Here is a 21,106-nt window from a genome sequence, read left to right as displayed (position 1 = left end):
ACCTTCTGTTTTTTTCTGCTTGATCGGTCTTTTAGCATACGTTATATCATTACGTAAATATTGTTATAGTATAACATTTCAATTAGGACCTCCCCATGAAACGCCCCCTTTTTCTTACCACCGCCTTTGCCTTTGCGACTTTTTCCCTGCCCGCTTTTGCTTTGGACGTTGCCGTCACCATCAAACCACTACATTCCCTCGTTTCTGGTGTGATGTCCGGTGTTGGTGAACCAAGTCTGATTGTAAAAGGTGCCGGTTCGCCCCATGATTATCATTTACGTCCATCGGATGCCCAAAACCTGCAAAAGGCCGATGTTATTTTCTGGATCGGGGACGAGTTGGAAACATTCATGGAAAGTCCGTTAAAATCTTTGGGACAAAACGCCAAAGTCGTCGCAATGGAAGATGCCGCCGGTCTTCATATGATTAAAAACCATGAAGAAAACGACGAACATGAAGAAGAAGAACATCACGACCATGACGAAGATGGACACCACCACGGTGAAATGGATATGCATCTTTGGCTGGACCCCCAAAACGCCAAAGCAATGGTTGGAACCATTGCACAAACCTTGATCCGACACGACCCGCAACACAAAGCCCAATACCAAGCCAACGCCGAAAAGATGCATAACCGTCTGGACAAAATGTCACATGATATCGGACACAGACTGGAAAACATTCGCGATATCCCCTTTGTCGTCTTCCATGATGCCTATGCCCATTTTGAACATCGTTTTCATATAAATGTCGTTGCATCTGTCACCCTGTCCCCTGAAAAAATGCCCGGCGCCAAACATTTACAGGAGGTTCGCGAAACCATTCAGAAAAGCAAAGCTGTCTGCGTCTTCAGGGAACCTCAATTCCAGCCCAAACTGGTCAAAACCGTCATTGAAGGCAGCACCGCCAAAAGCGGTGTGCTTGATCCGATTGGGGCGACCCTCGACGAAGGACCGGATATGTATTTCAAACTGTTGGACAATATTGCGACTTCTCTTGAAAGTTGCCTGAAATCCTGATTTTACATTCGGTCTTTTGAACACGAGAATTTTTGTATAAGCTAGCGTCCCGCCCACAAACAGGACGCTGGCTTTTTTTATGACGACGCCTCCCGCTATCGAATTCAACAAATTGCCGCCCGAAGAAAAAGCACAACTGCTTTTCCAAAAGGCCGTGCGCCTGCATCAATCCAATAAGCTGGACGAAGCCCTTAAATATTACGCACAATGTACCCAATTGGATGCGACTTTTGCCGATGCCTATAACAATATGGCCGTGGCCTTGCGCAAATTGGGGCGGTTTAACGCTGCCCTGACCTGTTACAAACGATCGCTTGCCATACGTCCAGATCATGGGGCAACTTATTCCAATATGGGCAACGTCTTAAACGATCTCGACCGTTTAGAAGAAGCCCTTGGGGCGCATACCAAAGCCATCGAACTGATGCCGGATGAGCTTCTTTACCTTTATAACGCTGCCCTTGTCTTGCGCGATGCGGGCCAATGCACAAATGCCATTGCCCTCTTCAATAAAATTCTGAACATAGACCCTGATTATAAAAATTGCCGTTGGGATCGTGCCCTGACCTATCTTATGTCCGGTGATTTTAAAACCGGGTTTGCCGAATACGATGCTCGCTGGTCACTGGATCGAAGCCCACCGCGCACCTTTACACAACCACGTTGGACGGGAGAAGCCTTAACCGATTGCACCTTATTCATTCACCGCGAACAGGGCTTTGGTGACGCCATCCAGTTTGCCCGCCTGCTTCCCACCATTAAAGAAAAGTTCGGCGGCACCATTATTTTGGAAACACCGCCTGAACTCATGCGTCTGTTTGAACAAATGGACGCCGTTGATCAATTGATCCCGAGTGGACAGGTTCCTCCTGTCTTTGATTTCTGGGTTCCGTTGATGAGTTTGGGACATATCCTACATATTCGTGAAGATTGTATCCCCGGCACACCTCCTTATTTGCACAAACCAGACAAACATCCCCTTCATCTTCGCCCTGCCCCCAAAGGCGGCATGAACATCGGTATTGTATGGGCGGGCAGTCCAACCCATCAAAATGATCGCAGACGATCTGTTGCGCTGGATCTTTTTCTACCGCTGGCCAATGATACTGGCACGACGTTGATCAGCCTGCAAAAAGGACCCGCCTGCAAAGATTTGACAACCACCGGGGCCAATTGTGTGGTTCTTGATGCAGGCAAGGATTTGAAAGATTTTGCAGACAGTGCGGCCCTGATCGATCAATTGGACCTTGTTGTCACCGTTGATACCTCTGTTGCCCATTTGGCCGGGGCTATGGGCAAAGAAGTCTGGGTCTTGTTGCCATTTACACCCGATTGGCGCTGGATGTGGCACCGAACCGATAGCCCGTGGTATCCCGACATGCGCCTTTTTCGGCAAGATCATCCCGGTGATTGGGAAGATTGTTTCAGAAAACTTTACCGCGCACTGGATGAAAAACGTCTGCGCCTGATGCGTAATCAGTCTAACTAAAGCCGATCTGCAAACGCCATAAAAGCCCCGAGATGACCACAGGTTCCTGCAATCGGCCAACAGGGTAACTTGCAGTCACCAATCCACCTAATTTGAAAGACATATGTCCCTTTCTAACGGGAGATTGCATTTACAATTTCATTTTCTTGCATGATAATTTTCCCTTAAGAGAATTTCTGTATAATACAGAACGACTTGAAAGAGGTAAGACAAAGATGTCCGACGGCGGGACCATCAAAAAGTTTAAAAACGGCGATATCATTTTTAATGAAGGTGAGGCCAGTGGCGCTGCCTATGTCATCATTAAGGGTGCTGTTGAGCTGACCAAAAACAGCAAACACGGTGCTGTGCGTCTTGCCAACTTGAAATCCGGCGAACTGTTTGGTGAAATGGGCATCATTGACGCAAGCCCCCGCAGCGCCACAGCACGTGCCGTCGGTTCGGCGACACTTAAAGAGATACAACCTGAAAACCTGCTGAAGGGCATCCAAACCGATCCTGATCTTTCTTCCAAAGTCATGTCAAAACTGGTGGAACGTCTGCGCGCCGCCGATGAAATGTTAGCCAAAGCGGGTATTTCATCCAAAACAGCAGCGCCACCTGATCCGACAAAACCAGCAACGAGCCCGGCAAAGAAAAAGGGATTCTTTTCACGCTTATTCAGTGCCGACAAAGGACGCCAGGCCACGTTCGAAATTTTGCTGGCTGATTTTCACGATGACCCGGACAATCAAATTACGAGTGCGTTTTACGAAAGCCTGAAGACATTGGCCCAACGTTTGGGCGGCGCACATATTAGTATCCGCCGCACCGAATCGCCTTTTGCGCTGAATGATTTCAACGACAGTCCGATGGTTTGGGGACAGATGAAATCAACCGCGCAACGCTGGCTCAACGAACTGGATGGTGATCTGTTGGTGTGGGGGCAAGCGCGAAACAATGCGCAAACCGTTCACTTGCGACTGGCTCAGTTACACCCTTTGCGCCACGAGCGCGCCGGCAGCATATTGCCCTGTGATGGCATTGATATGCCCAGCGAGTTAGACGATATCCTGGCCCCCTATCTTTACGGTGTCGTTCTTGCCGCCTTGATCCCGTCCAATAAAACGCAACTTGAATGTATGGACAGTTTGCTGGAAAGCGCCTTAAACGATGCGCGCCCTGCCTTGCAAAAACGCATGCGCGAATTAAAAACACCGCAACAAGCCCGGTTTGAAACCGGACTAGCCAACCTGATGGCGTCTTGCGGGTATTTCACCAAAAAAACGGTCTATCTGAAAGAAGCCGAAGAAACCTATCTCAAGGTTTTACGCGCCATACGACGCGGGTCCGGCGATCTGTGGGAAGGGATTGTCCATCGCCACCTTGCCTATACGCAAAACAGCTGGTTTGAAATGGGCGGGGAGAAAAACCTGCTTGAGGCCTCTATCGAATCTTTGCGCGAAGCCAGTCGTGTCTTCGAAAAAAGCGCCTTTCCAACCGAATGGGCGGATCTACAAGCCATGATCGGGCAATTGCTTTATAAGAAAGATCAAATCGGTGATGACGATAACGCCCTTCAGGAATCGATCTCGGCTTATCAAAATGCTTTGCAGGTCTTTACAGCCTCCGCCACCCCGCAACGCTGGGGAGAAGCCAAACATCACCTGGCCCGCGCCCTGCAATTGCTGGGCAGTCAACGCGGCGATCTGGATATGATTGCCCGTTCTGCCGAGGCCTGCCGTGAAGCCCTTGCTGTGCGCAGCAAAACCCATACCCCCATGTTGTGGGCCGCAACGCAAAATAATTTGGGGTCTGCTCTGTTCATGCTCTGTCAAAAAACGAGAAAACCGGAAACCGCCGACGCGGCCGTCAAAGCCTTTCAGGCGGCGTTGGACGTTTATGAAGCCCGCAAAGCAACCAAACTGGCACAAGTCACCCAGAAAAATTTATCGCGCGCACAAGAAGTCGCCATTGACCTTGGCCCCTTGCTCGGAACACAAAACAGTACAGAAACGGAAAACTTCACACTGGAAGATTTCGATGACAGTGCTGAAACGGCGGCAGAAGAAAATTCGTTACGCGAAGAATAAGCGTAAAGACACGCAACTCCGCCCCGAAAGATGTTCCATTGCCAAAAAAGAACAAAGCCCCAAGGCGTTAACCTTGAGGCTTTGAAAATGGCGCGCCCAGAAGGAGTCGAACCTCCAACCGCCTGATTCGTAGTCAGGTACTCTATCCAGTTGAGCTATGGGCGCTTATTTTATTTACCGTCCCGGAAGAACCGTTGGGCAACCCCTTGTGGGGTGGCGCGGAAAGTAGCGATATGAAGGTCATCGGTCAAGAGGAAAAATGCACTTTTTTTCAAAAAAATTACATTCTGGATTAAATATCCTTAGGAGATTGCAAAAAAACACAAATACGCCCTTGTCGCCTATGGTTTATTTAGGGTAAGATTTGCCCGCATTTAACTGGGGGGAACCAAGGGCTTACCTCAGGGGAAATCAACAAATCATAGAGTTCGGTAGTATCCTCTGCCGAATTTGAGACTTAAAACAAAGGTAGCCGTACACTATGGTTCTTAAGTGGTCAAAGGCAGGGATTGTTGTAACAACGCTCGCGTTGTCTGCGTGCTCTTTTACAGAAGAGGCATTATGGCCTTCCCTGACAGGGGAAGACCCGGCAGAAAACACTGCTACGTCTGAACAAGCTGCGCAAGGTGACGCAGCTAGTCAATCAATTGCCAGCACGGGTCAGCCCGTCCTCGGTACAACGAATTTCGATCCGGCCCCTGTGACTCAGGGCGAAGCAACGGGCACGTTTGTTGGCAAAAAAGTCGTAAGCATGCGCGGTGAACTGGCACAGTTGATTGACCAGATCCGCGTCCACAACGGCGAATTGCAGGCATTACGTGGGAAAACGGTTCAGGATTCGCAACGTTATCACGGCACTGTCGCCGCCATTAACGCGCGTTTACAGGTCGGCACCACCCCCGGCAACCCGATCTTGGTTCAACAATTCAACAGTTCACTGAGCGATCTGGATCGTATCAGCAGCGACATTGCACAAATGAGTTCGCTGGCACAAAAAGTTGCCGAAGACTCAGCCATGTCGGCTTATATGCTGGAATCCGTTCAATCAGCGTTCGGTCTATCCGGTGCGGTTGATGAAGATCATCGTCAGTTGGCTATTTTGCAGGACGAGGTCAATCAGACCGTTGTCTTGATCGAACGCCTCCTCAAAGAAGTCACAGAGGATGTGCGGCGCCAAACCAATTATGTTGCTGCTGAACGCGCCAACCTGAACGCATTGGCCGCTGGCGTGAAAGCCGGTGAAATTTACGGTGCGTCCCTGTCCAACCGCATGAGCGGGACATCGACAGGCATTACATCCAGCATTACGCGTCCTAGCTTCCAACGCAGTGCGATGCCGACAAATCGTCGCCCGCTCGTTGTGATTCGCTTTGATCGCAATAAAGTCAACTATCAGCAAGCGCTGTACACAACCGTCAGTCAGGTTCTGGATCGTCGCCCCGATGCGACTTTCGATCTGGTTGCCATCACACCGCAACAAGCCGCGGTCGGGCAACAGGCACTGGGTTCCACACAAGCACGTCGTCAGGCCGAACAAGTTCTGCAAAGCCTGACTGAAATGGGCCTTCCGCCCAGCCGCGTTGCCTTGAGTGCCAGCACGAGCCGCACGGCACAGTCTAACGAAGTGCACCTCTACTTGCGCTGATACAATTGACCACACGCAAAAAAGCCGATCCGAATAAAAAAAGCGGGTCGGCTTTTTTATCTTCTTTGACTTGACCGATCGTTCAAGTTATTAGAAGGGGCATTTTACGTAGAAAATTGAAGGTAAGTCATGACCTCCTTGGAAGACGATATCGTTTCAGAAGTCGTATCTTGGGCTGAAGTCCATAAAGATACGCGCGCCCTTGCCCGCCAAATCCACAAAAAGGGCACATTCAAAGGCATTATCGCAATTACACGCGGCGGCCTGATCCCCGCAGCCATTATGGCCCGCGAGCTGGGGATTAAACTGATCGAAACCGTTTGTGTTGAGGCTTATCGCGACGATGCCGCAGAACTGAGCGGTTCCGTCAACGTGATGAAAGAAGCCAGCATGGCCGGTGACGGCGAAGGTTGGCTGATGATTGACGATCTGGTCGATACCGGGACAACCGCCAAAGCCGTGCGCGAGATGATGCCCAAGGCCTTCTTCGTCACCCTTTATGCTAAACCGGAAGGTCGCCCCTTGGTTGACAGCTTCGTTAAAGAAGTTGCGCAGGAAACATGGGTTTTCTTCCCTTGGGATACCCAACTGCAATACAGCAAACCGATCGGAACCGACAAAGGTTGATCGGACGTCCTTCGCCTGATGAACAAAAACCTCCACACGGTTGCCTCTGTGTGGAGGTTTTTATTGTATGCGCCATCAAAATGAACCTGCTATAGTTCTTATATGAAAATTGGCTTATTCCTTGTTACGCTTCTTGCGTCTTTTTCGGCATTTGCAAATCCCATTTTGCCTGATGGTTTTCGCCTGAACACCTTTGCCTATATTCCCGGTGCACGCACAATCGTCGGCGTCCCACAATTAGGCGTCGTCTTTGTCGGGACACGAGAATCAGCTATTTATGCGATTCTTGATGAAAACCGAGACGGCGAAGCTGAAGAGGTCCGCCTTCTCAGCAGCAACCTGACAGTCCCCAATGGATTGGCATGGAAAGACGGTTTTCTCTATGTCATCGAACAACACCGATTGATCCGCTATAAAATCGGCACCCGACTGCCCGAAAAGTTACCGAAACCCGAAGTCCTTTTTGATGAATTCCCGAACAAACGCCGACATGGTTGGCGTTACGGGGTCTTTGGACCGGATGGCGGCCTTTATGTCAGTATTGGTGTGCCTTGCAACATCTGCCGCCCCCGGGGAATGGAAGGCACTATTTTACGTTTTGATCCCGACACATGGGTCCCCGTCGTTTTTGCGCGCGGTATTCGTAACAGTGTTGGCTTGGCCTTTGATCCCGTCACACGCGATTTATTTTTTACTGATAACGGTGCCGACAATATGGGGGATGATATTCCCGCCGATGAATTGAACCGCGCACCGGTCGCAGGTTTGCATTTCGGTTATCCCTATTTCGGGGGTGGGCAATCCCGCGTCAGCGACTTTGTCGATGAAACACCACCGCTCAATCGCCCCCCGGTTCATGCCTTTCAGGCGCATATCGCCCCGTTGGGGATCGAATTTTATACAGGAACCCGTTTTCCCGAACGTTATACACGAGGGCTTTTCGTTGCCCAACATGGTTCATGGAATCGCAGCGCGCCCGTCGGCTACCGCATTTCCTTTCACCCCTTTGATAAACGCGGCAACATCTCAGATGAGGAAGTCTTTATTGGCGGCTTTCTTAACCAAGACAGTCATCCGGTTGCACGCCCTGTGGATCTTGAACAATGGGCCGATGGTCGTATGTTGATTTCAGATGATTATGAGGGAACTGTCTTTATTCTTGATTATGAAGAATAAGGGATAACGCCAATTACAGGCCCATGCGCCATCACTAATCCACCATAAAGAACAAGGGCAAGAAGCCAACGCCACCACCCAATACGCGGCCAGCCTTTCTTGACACGCGTTTGTAAATCCTGCCAGTTCTCAATCCCCATTTTATCTTGTCTTTTTTTATTCAGAGAAATCGGGCCATAAAGACTGAGCCCGCCCATCAAACCAAAAAAGAGAACAGAAGCCACATCCCCATTGGGCAAAATATGCACAAACGACCAAAGTGCAAAAGCCCAGAAAGCCGGATGTTTCGTCAATGCGACAATGCCCGGGTGGTCCGGATCAAAGTTTTTCCCACCGATCCCTAACGAAAACGGATTAGGCTGCGAAAATGTACAAATTAAAAGCAAGCACACCCAAAACATAACGAACAAAACGGTATGACGCATCCATTCGCTCATCATCCAAAGCTCAACATACGGGGCTTGTTGATAGCTGTAAATCAACCAGACAAACAAGGCCAGACTGATCACGCCATAAACAGACATGAAGGTCCGTTCCCCCATTTTTGCAACCACACTGTGACGCAAGGGGGCATAGGATGGAATGATATGTGCAGCCAAAAAGACCGCAATACTGAACAAAAGATCCGACATAATCTTTGCAAAGCTCCTTTCGGGTCGTTAGGCTAGGGATACTGATGTAGAATAAAGGAAATATTATGGCCAACAACGCTGAACTTGCTGCAAAACTTTTACGCGCGGCATCCAACTTCTTTCGCGCAATCGCCGATCAAAACCCGGAACTAAAAGAACAGATGTTGACCAATGCGGACGCCTGCGAATTAATTGCAGATCGCGTTGAAGTTGACCCTCTCGGCATACCCGCAGATGAAGCCGAAGGCCCCAACACGCCAGATCAGTTAAATTAATTTTTTGAACTGCCGCACGATTTCAGCATAAATATCGCGTTTGAACGGGACAATCAGGTCGACAATTTGCTGCAGTTCCACCCATTGCCAACGGGCAAATTCCGGGTGTTCTGTTTCAATATCAATATCACTGTCGCTTCCTTCAAAGGCAAACGCATACCAAATTTGCTTTTGCCCGCGATATTTGCCTTTCCAGACTTTACCGATCAAGTCATCCGGTAAATCATAAGTCAGCCACCCTTCGGTCCGCCCTAAAAAGCGGGCCTTATTGGTACCGATCTCTTCTTCAAGTTCGCGCAGGGCGGCTGTTTCGGGGTCTTCCCCTTTATCAATGCCACCTTGCGGCATTTGCCAGGCATCCGGCGTATCCAGCCGCTCTGCCACAAAAACCTTCCCGTCTGAATTGATCAGACAGATCCCGACACAGGGACGATAGGGTAAATCCTTTTTTTTCTTCTTACCGGCCATATCAGGATTTTTGCCTTCCTGCCAAGAAACTCATGGGTGTTAATTGCACGCCCTGGCCTTGCAAACTCCCGGCCCATGCCTTCAGAGTTTCCAAACTATTGGGCGTTGCACGCATCATGGCAACCGTCATCCCTTGATTTTTTGCAACCGCTGTCAATGTTTCAAGCTGTGCCCGTATCCGTGTCGGTGCCACATTGGTATCGACTTGGCTGTTGGCAATGGCACGGGGCAACTGCATCTGGTCTGCCATTTCCAACGAGACACTGCCTTGCGCCGTATGTGGGTCCATAAAGAATAAACCGCGGGCTTTCAATTCCCCCAATACCGGCGCCATCGCTTTGGCATCCCGCAAAAAACGTGTTCCAAATTCACCGACAAATCCGGTATAGCCTTGCGCCTGCCCCATAATCAGACTTAATAATTTCAGGTTCTCCGCCGGTTTTTTCGTCGTCATCATGGCCAAGGGGCCGGGATCATCAACCGGGAAGCTCTCCGCTTCCATCGGTAAATCCAACAAAACTTCATGGCCCATCGCACGGGCTTTTTCCACCCATTGCTTCACCCCACGTCCATAGGGGCTAAAGGCCAGCGTCGCATCCGCCGGTGCATGATCGATGACGGCTTGCGTTAAACTTTCACTCATGCCCAACCCTGTGATGACAAGGCCGATCATAGGTTTGCTGGGATCACCGCCAAAGGGACGGGCATATGTTTTCCACGATTCTCGGCCGTCTTCTGAAATAATCGGCAACAAACCTTCCTGTGTTTGTTCCAACAACTTCCCATCTACAGCTTGGGCGGCTCCTTGCGCAGCTTTTGGTGTTCCCAACCCAGCCACGGCCTGCGGCAAAACAGCCGGGATCATCACGCCGACCTCTCCCACGGCCGCTGTTGACAATGGGACATCCGGGTTTTCAGGGTTATATCCCCCCATATTCCCTCCCATAGAAGGGGCTGGACTTGATGGGGCTTCTGACAAAGCGGCCCCAGCTGTCAATTTACCGGTTGTGGTACCACCTGCGGTCAGTTTTGCACCACCCGTCACCCCCCCTGCCGTCAATTTTGTTTGTGGCGTCAGGCCGGATGTGGCCTGTTGTTGCAGGGCCAGACCAACCGCCACCCCTACTCCACCGGATTTTGCCGCCCCGGCCTCTGCCATTTCAGCATCATCACCATCGGACATAAAATACCATGCCCCACCGCCGATAGCCGACAGCCCCAAGACCGCCGCAACACCAACGATCGCCAGCTTCTTTTTATCTTTCAGCAGCTCTTTGAATTTGGATGATCCGCCGCCTTCATCATAATCGAAATCGTCTTCTAAATCGAAGTCATCATCGTCATAATCAGTGGGGGCGGGAACGCCGCTTTCCCCACTGGGCATATCATCGTCATCATCCAGATCAAAGTCGTCGAGGGTGTCGTCGGCCATGTCAGTTACTTTCCGTTATTCTTCCGTGGTACGCGGCATTTCAGAATAAAGGGCAATCCCGGCAATCAGATCCAGCGCACGGCTCAACTGATAATCTTCCGGTTTTTCTTCTGCCTTATCCTTACCGTTACGTTCGGCTTCAACTTTCTTTTGCCGCTCTTCTGCATTTTCATCGGTATTTTCAAGAGAGCCACGCAAATCTGCCTCGCGCGTTCCTACACCTGTGCCAATTTTTTCAATACGGGCGATTTCAACCTTGATATCGGGTTCGATCCCAACCGCCTGAATAGAACGTCCTGACGGCGTGTAATAACGGGCCGTTGTCAAACGCATCGCCCCATTTGTTCCCATCGGAATGATGGTTTGAACGGAGCCCTTCCCAAAAGAGCGTGTTCCTAAAATCAAGGCACGGGCATGATCCTGTAAAGCACCGGCAACAATTTCAGACGCAGACGCAGACCCACCGTTAATCAAAACCACAATCGGCAAACCATCGGCAATATCACCGGGACGTGCGTTAAAACGTTGAATATCTTCGACCCGACGAGAGCGCGTTGAAACGATTTCGCCTTGGTTCAAAAACGCATCTGAAACAGAAATCGCCTGATCCAGTAAGCCGCCTGGGTTGTTTCGTAAATCCAAAACAAGCCCTTTCAGTCGGTCGCCTTTTTCTTCGTTAAAAGCATCAACCGCTTTTTTCAGTCCCAGTTCGGTCTGCTCGGTAAAGCTTGTGATACGGATATAACCGACATCGCCTTCCAAATGGTGACGCACGGAAGGCACCTTGATCACAGCCCGCGTAACGGTCACATCAAACGGCTTTTCCCCGTTTCTGCGAATCGTCATCGTCATATCGGCACCAACCGGACCACGCATCTTATCAACGGCCTGATTAAGCGTTAATCCATTAACCGGTTGACCATCCAAATGACTGATCAAATCCCCCGCCTTGATACCCGCTTTAAAGGCAGGTGTTTCATCAATGGGGGAAATTACTTTGATCAATCCGCTTGGATCCATCGAAACCTGTATCCCTAGACCGCCAAACTGCCCTTTGGTTTGCACCTGCATGTCTTTAAAATGATCGGCATTTAAAAAGCTGGAATGTGGATCAAGTGAGCTCAGCATCCCTTGAATAGCGGCTTCTATGATTTCTTGGTCGGTTTTCTCTTCCACATAATCGGTGCGGACTTTTTCAAAAACATCACCGAACAAGTCGAGAAGCTGATAAGTCTTGCTCGGATCGTCTTTCTTGACCTCTTGGGCTCCAAGTTGGGTCGCCAACAAAAATGTGCCTAAGAAAGCGATCGTTGTGGAAAATCGAATGGTCATCCTTGCGCCTTTGCATTGCGTTGCCGGATCCACGGCAACGGATTGATCGGTGCGCCGTTTTTGCGCAGTTCAAAATAAAGAGGGTCATTATTGGATTTATCCGTAGACATCGCTCCAACAGGTTCACCTGCCAAAAGCCATTGCCCCACAGATACATCAATACGATCCATCCCTGTCAGTAGTGTATGATATCCAGCGCCATGATCAATGATTAACAGCTGCTTATACCCCCGAAAAGGGCCTGCAAATGCGATTTGACCGTCATAAGTGGCAACAACTTGCCCCCCGCGCCGGGTTTGGAAGCTAATTCCCTTGTGCTTTCCCCCCAGTTTTTCACGTTGTCCAAATTGCATAACAATTGCGCCGCTTGCCGGGCGTGTCAAATTTCCTTTGGATTTTGTGATCGGTTTTCCGCTGGGTGGTTTGCCTAAAACGATTTCAAGACCGTTATCGTCTTCCTCAGTTTGGGGCGTATCGGGTTTACGCGGTGGTGTCGCGGCCTTGATTTTGGCTTGGCGTTTTTTTTCACGCTCAATCTCAGTTAACAAATTGCGTAATGAATTTGCCTTTTCACTCAACTTCGCAATACGCTGCCCTGCCGTCTTACTATCCGCCAGATATTTCACGCTCAGGGCTTTTTTCTCTTCGATTAAAGCATTCAAGCGCCGACGTTCATCCTCAAGATCGCGATTGGCATAGCCTAATCGTTTTTTCTGATCTTCCAGCTTTTCACGTTTTTTCGCGTATCCTTCAACTTCTTGGCGCAAAGCCTCAGCCTGCGCTTGAATATGCGGCACAATTGAGCGTAACAAAATCGCACTACGCACCATATCAGCAGGCGGCTGCGGCAAGGCGATAATGGCTTCAGGCGGGTTCAACGCCATACGTTGCAACGCCATTAAGGTTTCCACAGACTGCCCATGACGTTCTTCCAGAACTTTACGGGCCTGTTTTTCTTCAAACGTAATTTCAGCCAATGCCTTTTCCAAACGCGTTACATTGGCTTCGCGCTGTTGAACAGATTGAGACAAGGCAATCAGTTCAGCGCGCAAGGCGGAGGCTTCTTTTTTAAGTTGTTCGGATTTCAGACGGAAATCCGTTTTATGTTGTTCGCTGGTTTTAATATCGCGTTCAATACGGCGCAATTCATCCTGCTGATCAGCTGCATCGACCATAATCGGCATTGCCCATAAGAACAACGCCGAACAGCCTGTTAAAATTGTGCGATATTTATTCCGCTGCACGAAGTCCTGCACCTTTGATTAAAGAAGTCCCCGTCATTTGTGCCGGTTGCGGCAATCCCATCAACTGCAATAAAGTCGGTGCCACATCAGACAATGCCCCTTCGGACAATTCTTTCACGTCACCCGGCGCATTGACTAATATCACAGGCACCGGATTTAGTGTATGTGCCGTATGCGGTTGCCCGCTTTTTTCGTCTTTCATCATTTCCGCATTGCCATGATCGGCTGTGACAAACATGGCTCCACCGGTTTTTTTGATAGCCGTTTCCAAACGGGCAAGGCAGTTATCAACCGTTTCTGCCGCCTTAATCGCTGCGTCCAAAACACCCGTATGACCGACCATGTCCCCATTGGCGTAATTCACAACAATCAAATCGTATTTTTCACTTTCAATGGCACCAACCAATTTATCGGTTAATTCAGGGGCTGACATTTCCGGCTGCAAATCATAGGTCGCAACTTTGGGTGACGGAACCAAGATACGATCTTCGCCTTCAAAGACCTGTTCTTCGCCGCCATTGAGGAAGAACGTCACATGCGCATATTTTTCCGTTTCGGCAATACGCAGTTGCTTCAAACCGGCCTCTGCAACCACTTGGCCTAAAATGTTTTGTAATTTTTCCGCCGGGAACAAGGCCGTCATAAACCCGTTATGATGAGTGGAATATTCCACCATGCCTGTTTTTTCCACCCAAGAAACAACCTTTTCACGCACAAAACCGTTAAAAGCCGGGTCTGCAAGCGCTGACAGGATTTCACGGGCACGATCGGCGCGGAAATTGGCCATCAACAAGGCATCGCCGTCTTCCATTCCGGCATAATCCCCGATAATGGTTGGTAGTACAAATTCGTCTGTTTCGTCTTTGGCATAAGATTGTGCAATCGCCTGATCGGCACTATCGGCTGTTTCACCGGTTGCACAAACCATTGCAACGTATGCTTTGGACACACGGTCCCAACGTTCGTCACGGTCCATCGCATAGAAACGCCCACTCACCGTAACAATTTTGACATTCGCACAATCGGCAATATCATTTTCAAATGTCGCCACATAGTCACGCGCACTGCTGGGTGGGGTATCGCGCCCATCCAAAAAGGCGTGAATACGCACGGCAATACCCTGTGCATCCAACGTCTTGGCAAGCGCCACCATATGATCTTGTGAAGAATGCACCCCACCCGGCGAGAGCAATCCCATCATATGACAAACGCCGCCACTTTTTTTCAAAGCAAGGGCGAGGTCTTTCATGGCATCGGTTTCACCCAATGAATTTTCGGCCACTGCCTTGTCAATGCGGGGTAGATTTTGCATCACAATACGGCCGGCCCCCAAATTCATATGACCGACTTCTGAATTCCCCATTTGACCACTGGGCAGGCCGACATTTTCCGCCGAAGCATTCAAACGTGTTGTCGGGCATTCCCGATAAAGGCGGTCCCACGTTGGTGTGTTTGCCAGCGCAATCGCATTGTCGTTCTGTTCGCTACGCTCTCCCCAGCCATCCAAAATACAAAGAACGGTCGGGCGGGGTGTCAAGGTCTGGGTCATTGTTGGTCTTCAAGTCTGAATTAAAAGAAACAGGGGGTGTAATTTATGTGGGTCGCCCCCGCAAAAAAGCCAGAAAAAACGGCTTTTATACGAGAGGCGACCCACAAGAATTCATTTCAAATCGAAACCTTACGAAACTTAACGCCCGGCGGCTTCGATTTCTTTCAAGCTTTTTTCAGCACGAAACGCTTTTTCAATCGAGTCTTGCGCACGTGTTACCATATTTTTCAAGGTATCTACAAAGCCACGCATATCGTTGGCAACGTTTGTAAAAGTATCTTCGTACTGACCAGCCGTTGCCGCCTCAATCGCCATGTTGGTCGCAATTGAGTTCGACTGGGAAACAACTTCGGCAATGCGTTTGGCCTGATCATTCAGATACTTCACACCACCATTGTCATCATTGAATTTTTGCAGGGCATAAGCGACGCCGTCCATTTCAGCAGCGCTTTGTTCCTCATCATATGCGTATTCTTCTGTCGCATATTCCGCACCGTCTTCATATTCTTCATAAGATGCATCTGACGGGTCCGCACTATATTCAACAGTCTGATTGTCTGTCGCATCCGCTTCGTCTTCTTCAAATGCTTCAATCTTTTTCATTTCAAGATTGATTTGCTCAAGACGGTTCACCAACTCACGGGTATATTGGGTCAACGCACGAATAGACACACCATAGGTGCCGGCACGACCAGCGGCCAATTCTGCGTTCAACGACAAGATACGCATGTCTTCTGCGACATCACCCAAGCCTTGAAATGCCTCAAACGTATTACGGCATTGTTGGAAAAGTTCATGCTGATAGTGCGACACCTGACGGTCTGGCGCATCCAACGTATATGAGCTTAATGAGTCTTGCATTTTTATCGCTATGCCCCTTATTGCTGAAAGTCGTTTCTCAATTTATAGGGATTATGCCTCGTTTCGTCAAAACCGCAAATGTCTTTATTGCACAAAAGTGAATAAAGTGACGAAAAAGAAGGAAAAAAAGGAAAGAACACAAATCCCGGACGCGCGATCTCAGCCCGTAACCACACATTTGCGCTAAATTACAAAATCAGTCCCGATGATAAGGATGACCGGATAGAATCGCATCGGCGCGAAACAATTGTTCAGCCAACATTGGGCGCACCAGCATATGGGGCCATGTCATCGCCCCAAAACTGATCAACAAGTCCGCACGTTGGCGCACCGTTTCATCCAGACCGTCCGCCCCACCGATAATAAAGGTAATATCACCAACGCCACGATCCTGCCATTGACCAATTTTACCGGCAAAATCACGGCTACTCATGGTCTTGCCCCGTTCATCCAGCGCGACAACCACCGCCCCGTTTGGAACCCCATTTAACAACAGGTCGGCTTCAGCCTGTTTCAGCTCAGGTCCCGACAATTTTTTGCGCACATCCAGTTCTTTGAGAACCGGGGCAGGTCGCATGCGCGCACAATAGGTATCAAAGAGGTCTTTTTCAGGCCCCTTCTTCCACTTGCCCATCGCAAGGATATGGCAACGTGCCTGCATGATACTTAACCGATATGTTCGGAATTTTCTTCGCTGGTTCCGCTTTCCGGCATGGACACATTCCACATCTTTTCAAGATTGTAGAACTCGCGGACTTCCGGGCGGAAAAGATGAACAATCACATCGAATGCGTCAATCACGACCCAATCGCCTTGTTCTTTACCTTCGGCAAACAGACCTTTCAGACCTTCTGCCTTCAGCTTTTCCATCAAATGTTCCGCCATCGCGACAACTTGACGCTGGGATGTACCGGACGCAATAACAAGGTGATCGGCAATGCTGGATTTCCCCGCCAAATCGATGGTAACGATATCTTTCGCCTTGTCGTCATCAAGTGAGGTGACAGCCATTTCCAAAATTTCCTTGGAAGTCATCTGGCCGTTTTGTTTGCGTGCTATGGTCCTAGTCCTTCATTTGTTTTCGAATCTCGCTCGCTGATATCGGCATCCCGCGAATGGGCAAAAAAACCCAAGCCGGTGGCTTTTTACGTTTTAAAACAGAGGCTTTGTGATCAGACAATCTGTAATGCGTAAAACGTTGTGCCGCCAGCGACGACAGCGCCCTTAAAGCATAGGACGGACGGTGAAAAATGGCAATCCCGCAGGTACCAAAGATTTTCTGCCAATCCTTCCAGCGATGAAAGCTCGCCAGATTATCGGCACCCATAATCCAGACAAAACGAATATTGGGATAACGTCGCTTCAATGCTTCAAGCGTGTCGGCGGTATAGCGGGTGTTGAGTTGCGTTTCAAGTGTTGTAATCTGAATCCGCGAATTACGCACCACTTTTTGCGCCGAAGCGACCCTTTGGGCAAGCGGTGCCATCCCTTTTGTCGGCTTTAGCGGATTTTGCGGACTGACCAGCCACCAGACATGATCCAGTTTCAATTTACGCAAGGCCAACTCTGAAATATAGACATGACCGGAGTGGGCCGGATTAAACGACCCACCCAACAGGCCAACTGTCATTTTCGTTTGCGGTCCAAAAGACGGAAGTGCCATTGCCAATATTTACGGACGGCACTGACCGTCACCGCGCACCTTATATTTAAAACTGGTGAGCTGTTCGACGCCAACCGGGCCACGCGCATGCATTTTACCCGTGGAAATGCCGATTTCCGCCCCCATGCCGAATTCCCCACCATCGGCAAATTGTGTGGAGGCATTAAGGACACAAATCGCACTATCCACCCGATTGAGGAAATTTTCCGCCGTTGCACCGTCTTCGGTAATGATGCAATCGGTATGGTGCGATCCATAGGTATTGATATGGTTGACCGCTTCGTTCACATCGTCCACGACCTTAATGGAAAGAATGGCATCAAGATATTCTGCGCCCCAGTCTTCTTCAGTTGCAGGGGTGATCCGGCTATCCACGGCGCAAGCTTCCGCATCACCGCGCAATTGACAGCCTGCATCAATCAAATCGTTTACAATCGCACCAAGATGGCTATCGACCACTGCACGGTTGACCAACAAGGTTTCTGTCGCCCCGCAAATTCCAGTGCGACGCATTTTACCGTTTACAACAACCTTGCGCGCTTTCTCCAGATCGGCAGCTTCATCCACATAAATATGACAAATCCCGTCAAGATGTTTGAACAAGGGAATTTTTGATTCCCGTGTGATACGTTCAATCAATCCCTTGCCACCACGCGGTACAATCACGTCGATGACATCAGACATGGTCAACATTTCACCAACGGCGGCACGGTCTGTTGTCGGGATCATTTGAATACAGGTTTTGGGCAAGCCTGCTTGATCAAGGGCTTCAACCAGACCATCCATAATCGCATGGCTGGAATGAAAACTTTCAGATCCACCGCGCAAAATCGCCACATTGCCCGACTTCAACGACAAAGCACCGGCATCTGCCGTTACGTTGGGACGGGATTCGTAAATGATACCGATCACCCCTAAAGGTACGCGCACGCGCGCGATATTTAAACCGTTGGGGCGGTCCCATTCAGACATGACTTCGCCAACCGGATCGGGCAATTGGGCAATGGCTTCCAACCCTTTTGCCATCGCTTCGATCCGGGCATCATCTAACATCAGGCGATCCAGCAAAGAACTGCTTAAGCCCTTTTGCTCCCCGGCGGCCATATCCTTAGCATTGGCCTGCTTGATCTTGTCCGTATGGCTACGCAAAAGCGCTGCTGCTTTTAACAGCGCATCATTTTTTTGCTCAGTTGGCGCAACAGACAGTTCCAAAGCGGCCGCTTTTGCATTTTGGCCGAGGTCTGTCATCATCGCCTTGATATCTTGAGCTTCTTGCGCTGTCATTGCACTAAATCCTTCAGGTTAAATAAAACGCTCTCTTTATATATAGTTGATATAGAAGAACGTCGAATTTCAATTGGGGTGCTAAAATAAGCATTTCCAATCGTGCTGGCAACCTGTATCACAAGCTTATGAGCACACAGACATATACATATAATTGGAATGCTGACCGCTGGCAGGTTTTTTTACTAGCAGGCTGTCAAGCCATGATGATGAGCGGGTCCAGCCTGATTATGACGCTGACCGCCCTGACCGGGACCTATCTGGCGAAAGATCCGGCAATGGCAACCCTCCCCCTTGCCATCCAATTTGTCGGTATGATGTGTGCAACGATCCCTGCCTCCCTTTTAATGGGGAAAATTGGTCGAAAAGCCGGTTTCTCCGTCGGGTTTTGCATCGGTGTCAGTGCCGCCTTGCTGGCCACATGGGGGATTTTTGAAAATTCCTACTGGATCTTTGCGGCAGGCAGTTTCGGGCTTGGCATCACCAATGCCTTCAGTCAGTACCTGCGTTTTGCTGCCACCGAAGTGGTCGATGCCCCGCACCGCCCCCAAGCGATTTCCTATGTAATGGCAGGCGGCATTATTGCGGCCTTCTTAGGGCCGTGGCTTGCTTCCCAAACACGCGATTACTTCGAACCGATTTTATTTGCAGGCGGCTTTGCCTCCCTCGTCGGGTTGTATCTGTTGGCAATTTCTATTGTCCTGTTTGTTAAATTTCGGGACCCCGGCACCCATGATGAAACGCACGGCCCAGCCCGTGCATTAAAAGAAATTGCCCGACAGCCCGCCTTTATCACCGCAGTTCTTTCCGGGGCCATCGGTTATGGTGTGATGAGCTTTGTCATGACGGCAACCCCGTTGGCGATGGTGGCCTGCGGTTTTGAATTTGACGATGCTGCCTTTGTTATCCAATGGCACGTGGTCGGCATGTTTCTGCCCAGCTTTTTCACCGGGAAACTGATCTCCCGTTTTGGCGTTCTCAATATCATCAGTATCGGGGCAATCCTCAACCTTGCCTGTATGGTATTGGCACTCAGCGGGATTGACCTGATGAACTTCTGGTTCGGTCTCGTCGCCTTGGGCGTCGGCTGGAACTTTATGTTCGTGGGTGGTTCCAGCCTTCTCACACAATGCTATCGCCCAACTGAACGCGCCAAGGTTCAGGCGATGAACGATTTCATTGTCTTTGGTACAGTCGCCGCGGCCAGTTTCTCCAGCGGTGCCATTCAAAATGCATGGGGCTGGGACTGGGTCAACATTTCCATTGCGGCCCCCATCCTGATCTCGTTATTTGCCGTTATCTGGCTTGGGGTTTTACGCAAACGTGAAACGGCTACGGTCTGATTTGCACAACCACCTTGCCGGTCGATTTGCGTGACAGTAAAGCTTCGTAAGCTTCTTTCACCTGATCCAGATTAAAAGTTAAGGAAACATGCGATTTTAAGCTGCCGTCTTCGATCCAGTCCATCAATTCAGCAAAAGATGCCCGTAAGGCATCTGGATCAAGACTGCGATACGCCCCCCAGTGATAGCCAATACAAGTGATATTTTTCACCATCATAATATTGGCTGGGATTTGCGGGATATCCCCACTGGCAAATCCGACCACCAAAATTCGCCCGTCCTGCCGTGTCGAACGCAAGGTTTCGGTGAACAGATCCCCCCCGACTGGATCATAGGCCACATGCGCGCCAAGACCGCCCGTCAGTCCCTTAATCTTTTCACGCACACCGCCTTCGCGGTAGTCAATCAAATGATCTGCGCCATGTTCTTTACAAATGGCCAGTTTTTCCGGCCCGCCTGCTGTGGCAATCACCGTTGCCCCAACCCGTTTGCCGATTTCCACCGCGGTTAGGCCAACACCGCCAGCAGCCCCATGCACAACCAGCGTTTCGCCCGCCTTTAAGCCGGCTTTCATCACCAACCCATGATGCGATGTGCCATAGGCAACCGGGACCGCTGCCGCCGTGGTAAAATCCAGATTATCGGCAATCGGGTAAACATCTGATGCTGTTGCCAGAGCATATTCGGCAAACCCACCCCAATCCAGCACGGCCATCACCCGTTGACCGACTTTACAGTTTTCTACATCTGCACCAATTGCCTCCACCACACCAGCGCATTCCAGTCCGGGGGAAAACGGCAACGGTGGTTTGACCTGATACTTGCCTTTTACAATAAGACTATCTGCAAAATTCAAAGCGCTCGCTTGCACACGAATTAAGACCTGCCCGGCCCCCGGTTCAGGAATAGCAATATCGACAATTTCAAGAGACTGATATCCATCCAATGACGTACACAGGGCGGCTTTCATGTAAGAACTCCTTGATCAATGTGGG

The 21,106-nt window shown here is 49.9% G+C and carries 20 protein-coding genes and 1 tRNA gene; 8 read left to right on the top strand and 13 right to left on the bottom strand.

All coding sequences use genetic code 11. From position 1 onward, the window contains the following. Positions 1-95: 95 nt before the first annotated feature. From znuA to ACN0VA_RS14945, 3 genes are all read left to right on the top strand, one after another. Complete coding sequence (znuA, locus tag ACN0VA_RS14955) at positions 96-1,019, top strand: zinc ABC transporter substrate-binding protein ZnuA (RefSeq protein WP_417821928.1); 924 nt, start codon at positions 96-98, stop codon at positions 1,017-1,019. Between the two features lie 79 nt (positions 1,020-1,098). Then, a complete protein-coding gene (locus ACN0VA_RS14950) occupies positions 1,099-2,508 on the top strand; it encodes a tetratricopeptide repeat protein (protein ID WP_417821927.1) in 1,410 nt (469 codons plus the stop codon). 215 nt (positions 2,509-2,723) lie between these two features. Further along, the gene (locus ACN0VA_RS14945) at positions 2,724-4,580 is read left to right on the top strand and encodes a cyclic nucleotide-binding domain-containing protein (RefSeq protein ID WP_417821926.1); all 1,857 of its coding nucleotides are present in this window, start codon (positions 2,724-2,726) and stop codon (positions 4,578-4,580) included. 88 nt (positions 4,581-4,668) lie between these two features. On the opposite strand, the gene ACN0VA_RS14940 is transcribed toward ACN0VA_RS14945, so the two are convergent. Further along, a tRNA-Arg gene (locus tag ACN0VA_RS14940) sits at positions 4,669-4,745 on the bottom strand. Between the two features lie 316 nt (positions 4,746-5,061). Between ACN0VA_RS14940 and ACN0VA_RS14935 the strand changes: the two genes are divergently transcribed. The 3 genes from ACN0VA_RS14935 (at position 5,062) to ACN0VA_RS14925 (ending at position 8,028) form a co-directional block, all read left to right on the top strand. Beyond that, positions 5,062-6,225, top strand: coding sequence for a hypothetical protein (locus ACN0VA_RS14935; RefSeq protein WP_417821925.1), 1,164 nt, complete (start codon positions 5,062-5,064; stop codon positions 6,223-6,225). A gap of 129 nt (positions 6,226-6,354) precedes the next feature. Then, complete coding sequence (gene gpt / locus ACN0VA_RS14930) at positions 6,355-6,852, top strand: xanthine phosphoribosyltransferase (RefSeq protein WP_417821924.1); 498 nt, start codon at positions 6,355-6,357, stop codon at positions 6,850-6,852. 102 nt (positions 6,853-6,954) lie between these two features. Further along, positions 6,955-8,028: a PQQ-dependent sugar dehydrogenase gene (locus ACN0VA_RS14925; RefSeq protein ID WP_417821923.1), complete on the top strand. Its 1,074-nt coding sequence runs from the start codon at positions 6,955-6,957 to the stop codon at positions 8,026-8,028. Here ACN0VA_RS14925 and ACN0VA_RS14920 read toward each other — a convergent pair. After that, a complete protein-coding gene (locus tag ACN0VA_RS14920; RefSeq protein ID WP_417821922.1) occupies positions 8,016-8,660 on the bottom strand; it encodes an NnrU family protein in 645 nt (214 codons plus the stop codon). The genes ACN0VA_RS14925 and ACN0VA_RS14920 overlap by 13 nt on opposite strands. Before the next feature lie 65 nt (positions 8,661-8,725). On the opposite strand from ACN0VA_RS14920, the gene ACN0VA_RS14915 reads away from it, so the two are divergent. Further along, positions 8,726-8,935, top strand: a complete 210-nt coding sequence (locus tag ACN0VA_RS14915) for a hypothetical protein (protein ID WP_417821921.1) — start codon at positions 8,726-8,728, stop codon at positions 8,933-8,935. Here the strand turns inward: ACN0VA_RS14915 and ACN0VA_RS14910 are convergent. From ACN0VA_RS14910 to ACN0VA_RS14865, 10 genes are all read right to left on the bottom strand, one after another. Further along, positions 8,927-9,403, bottom strand: coding sequence for an RNA pyrophosphohydrolase (locus ACN0VA_RS14910; RefSeq protein ID WP_417821920.1), 477 nt, complete (start codon positions 9,401-9,403; stop codon positions 8,927-8,929). The two genes, ACN0VA_RS14915 and ACN0VA_RS14910, sit on opposite strands and share 9 nt — an antisense overlap. Before the next feature lies 1 nt (position 9,404). Next, positions 9,405-10,835 carry a divergent polysaccharide deacetylase family protein gene (locus ACN0VA_RS14905; protein WP_417821919.1) on the bottom strand — a complete coding sequence of 477 codons (1,431 nt, stop codon included), beginning with the start codon at positions 10,833-10,835 and terminating at the stop codon, positions 9,405-9,407. Positions 10,836-10,850: 15 nt separating this feature from the next. Continuing rightward, entirely contained in the window at positions 10,851-12,167 is a 1,317-nt protein-coding gene (locus tag ACN0VA_RS14900) for a S41 family peptidase (RefSeq protein ID WP_417821918.1), read from the bottom strand. Continuing rightward, the gene (locus ACN0VA_RS14895; RefSeq protein WP_417821917.1) at positions 12,164-13,411 is read right to left on the bottom strand and encodes a murein hydrolase activator EnvC family protein; all 1,248 of its coding nucleotides are present in this window, start codon (positions 13,409-13,411) and stop codon (positions 12,164-12,166) included. The genes ACN0VA_RS14900 and ACN0VA_RS14895 overlap by 4 nt, the downstream gene beginning before the upstream one ends. After that, positions 13,398-14,960, bottom strand: coding sequence for a 2,3-bisphosphoglycerate-independent phosphoglycerate mutase (gpmI, locus tag ACN0VA_RS14890; RefSeq protein WP_417821916.1), 1,563 nt, complete (start codon positions 14,958-14,960; stop codon positions 13,398-13,400). The genes ACN0VA_RS14895 and gpmI overlap by 14 nt, the downstream gene beginning before the upstream one ends. Positions 14,961-15,098: 138 nt before the next feature. Further along, complete coding sequence (locus tag ACN0VA_RS14885; RefSeq protein ID WP_417821915.1) at positions 15,099-15,821, bottom strand: chemotaxis protein; 723 nt, start codon at positions 15,819-15,821, stop codon at positions 15,099-15,101. 196 nt (positions 15,822-16,017) lie between these two features. Further along, positions 16,018-16,482: a 23S rRNA (pseudouridine(1915)-N(3))-methyltransferase RlmH gene (gene rlmH / locus ACN0VA_RS14880; protein ID WP_417821914.1), complete on the bottom strand. Its 465-nt coding sequence runs from the start codon at positions 16,480-16,482 to the stop codon at positions 16,018-16,020. A 5-nt stretch (positions 16,483-16,487) separates the two neighbouring features. Further along, complete coding sequence (rsfS, locus tag ACN0VA_RS14875) at positions 16,488-16,832, bottom strand: ribosome silencing factor (RefSeq protein ID WP_417821913.1); 345 nt, start codon at positions 16,830-16,832, stop codon at positions 16,488-16,490. Between the two features lie 52 nt (positions 16,833-16,884). Further along, positions 16,885-17,484 carry a nicotinate-nucleotide adenylyltransferase gene (locus ACN0VA_RS14870; RefSeq protein ID WP_417821912.1) on the bottom strand — a complete coding sequence of 200 codons (600 nt, stop codon included), beginning with the start codon at positions 17,482-17,484 and terminating at the stop codon, positions 16,885-16,887. Between the two features lie 9 nt (positions 17,485-17,493). Beyond that, on the bottom strand, positions 17,494-18,768 hold the full coding sequence (locus ACN0VA_RS14865) for a glutamate-5-semialdehyde dehydrogenase (RefSeq protein ID WP_417821911.1): 1,275 nt from the start codon (positions 18,766-18,768) through the stop codon (positions 17,494-17,496). A gap of 128 nt (positions 18,769-18,896) precedes the next feature. On the opposite strand from ACN0VA_RS14865, the gene ACN0VA_RS14860 reads away from it, so the two are divergent. After that, positions 18,897-20,111, top strand: coding sequence for an MFS transporter (locus ACN0VA_RS14860; RefSeq protein ID WP_417821910.1), 1,215 nt, complete (start codon positions 18,897-18,899; stop codon positions 20,109-20,111). Here the strand turns inward: ACN0VA_RS14860 and ACN0VA_RS14855 are convergent. Continuing rightward, positions 20,101-21,081, bottom strand: a complete 981-nt coding sequence (locus ACN0VA_RS14855) for an NADPH:quinone oxidoreductase family protein (protein ID WP_417821909.1) — start codon at positions 21,079-21,081, stop codon at positions 20,101-20,103. The two genes, ACN0VA_RS14860 and ACN0VA_RS14855, sit on opposite strands and share 11 nt — an antisense overlap. Positions 21,082-21,106 lie beyond the last annotated feature (25 nt).

This window comes from Terasakiella sp. (genome assembly GCF_048267425.1).
Taxonomy (GTDB): Bacteria; Pseudomonadota; Alphaproteobacteria; order Rhodospirillales; family Terasakiellaceae; genus Terasakiella.
Note: the sequence above shows the minus strand (reverse complement) of the source record. Positions and strands in the feature narration are given on the sequence as shown.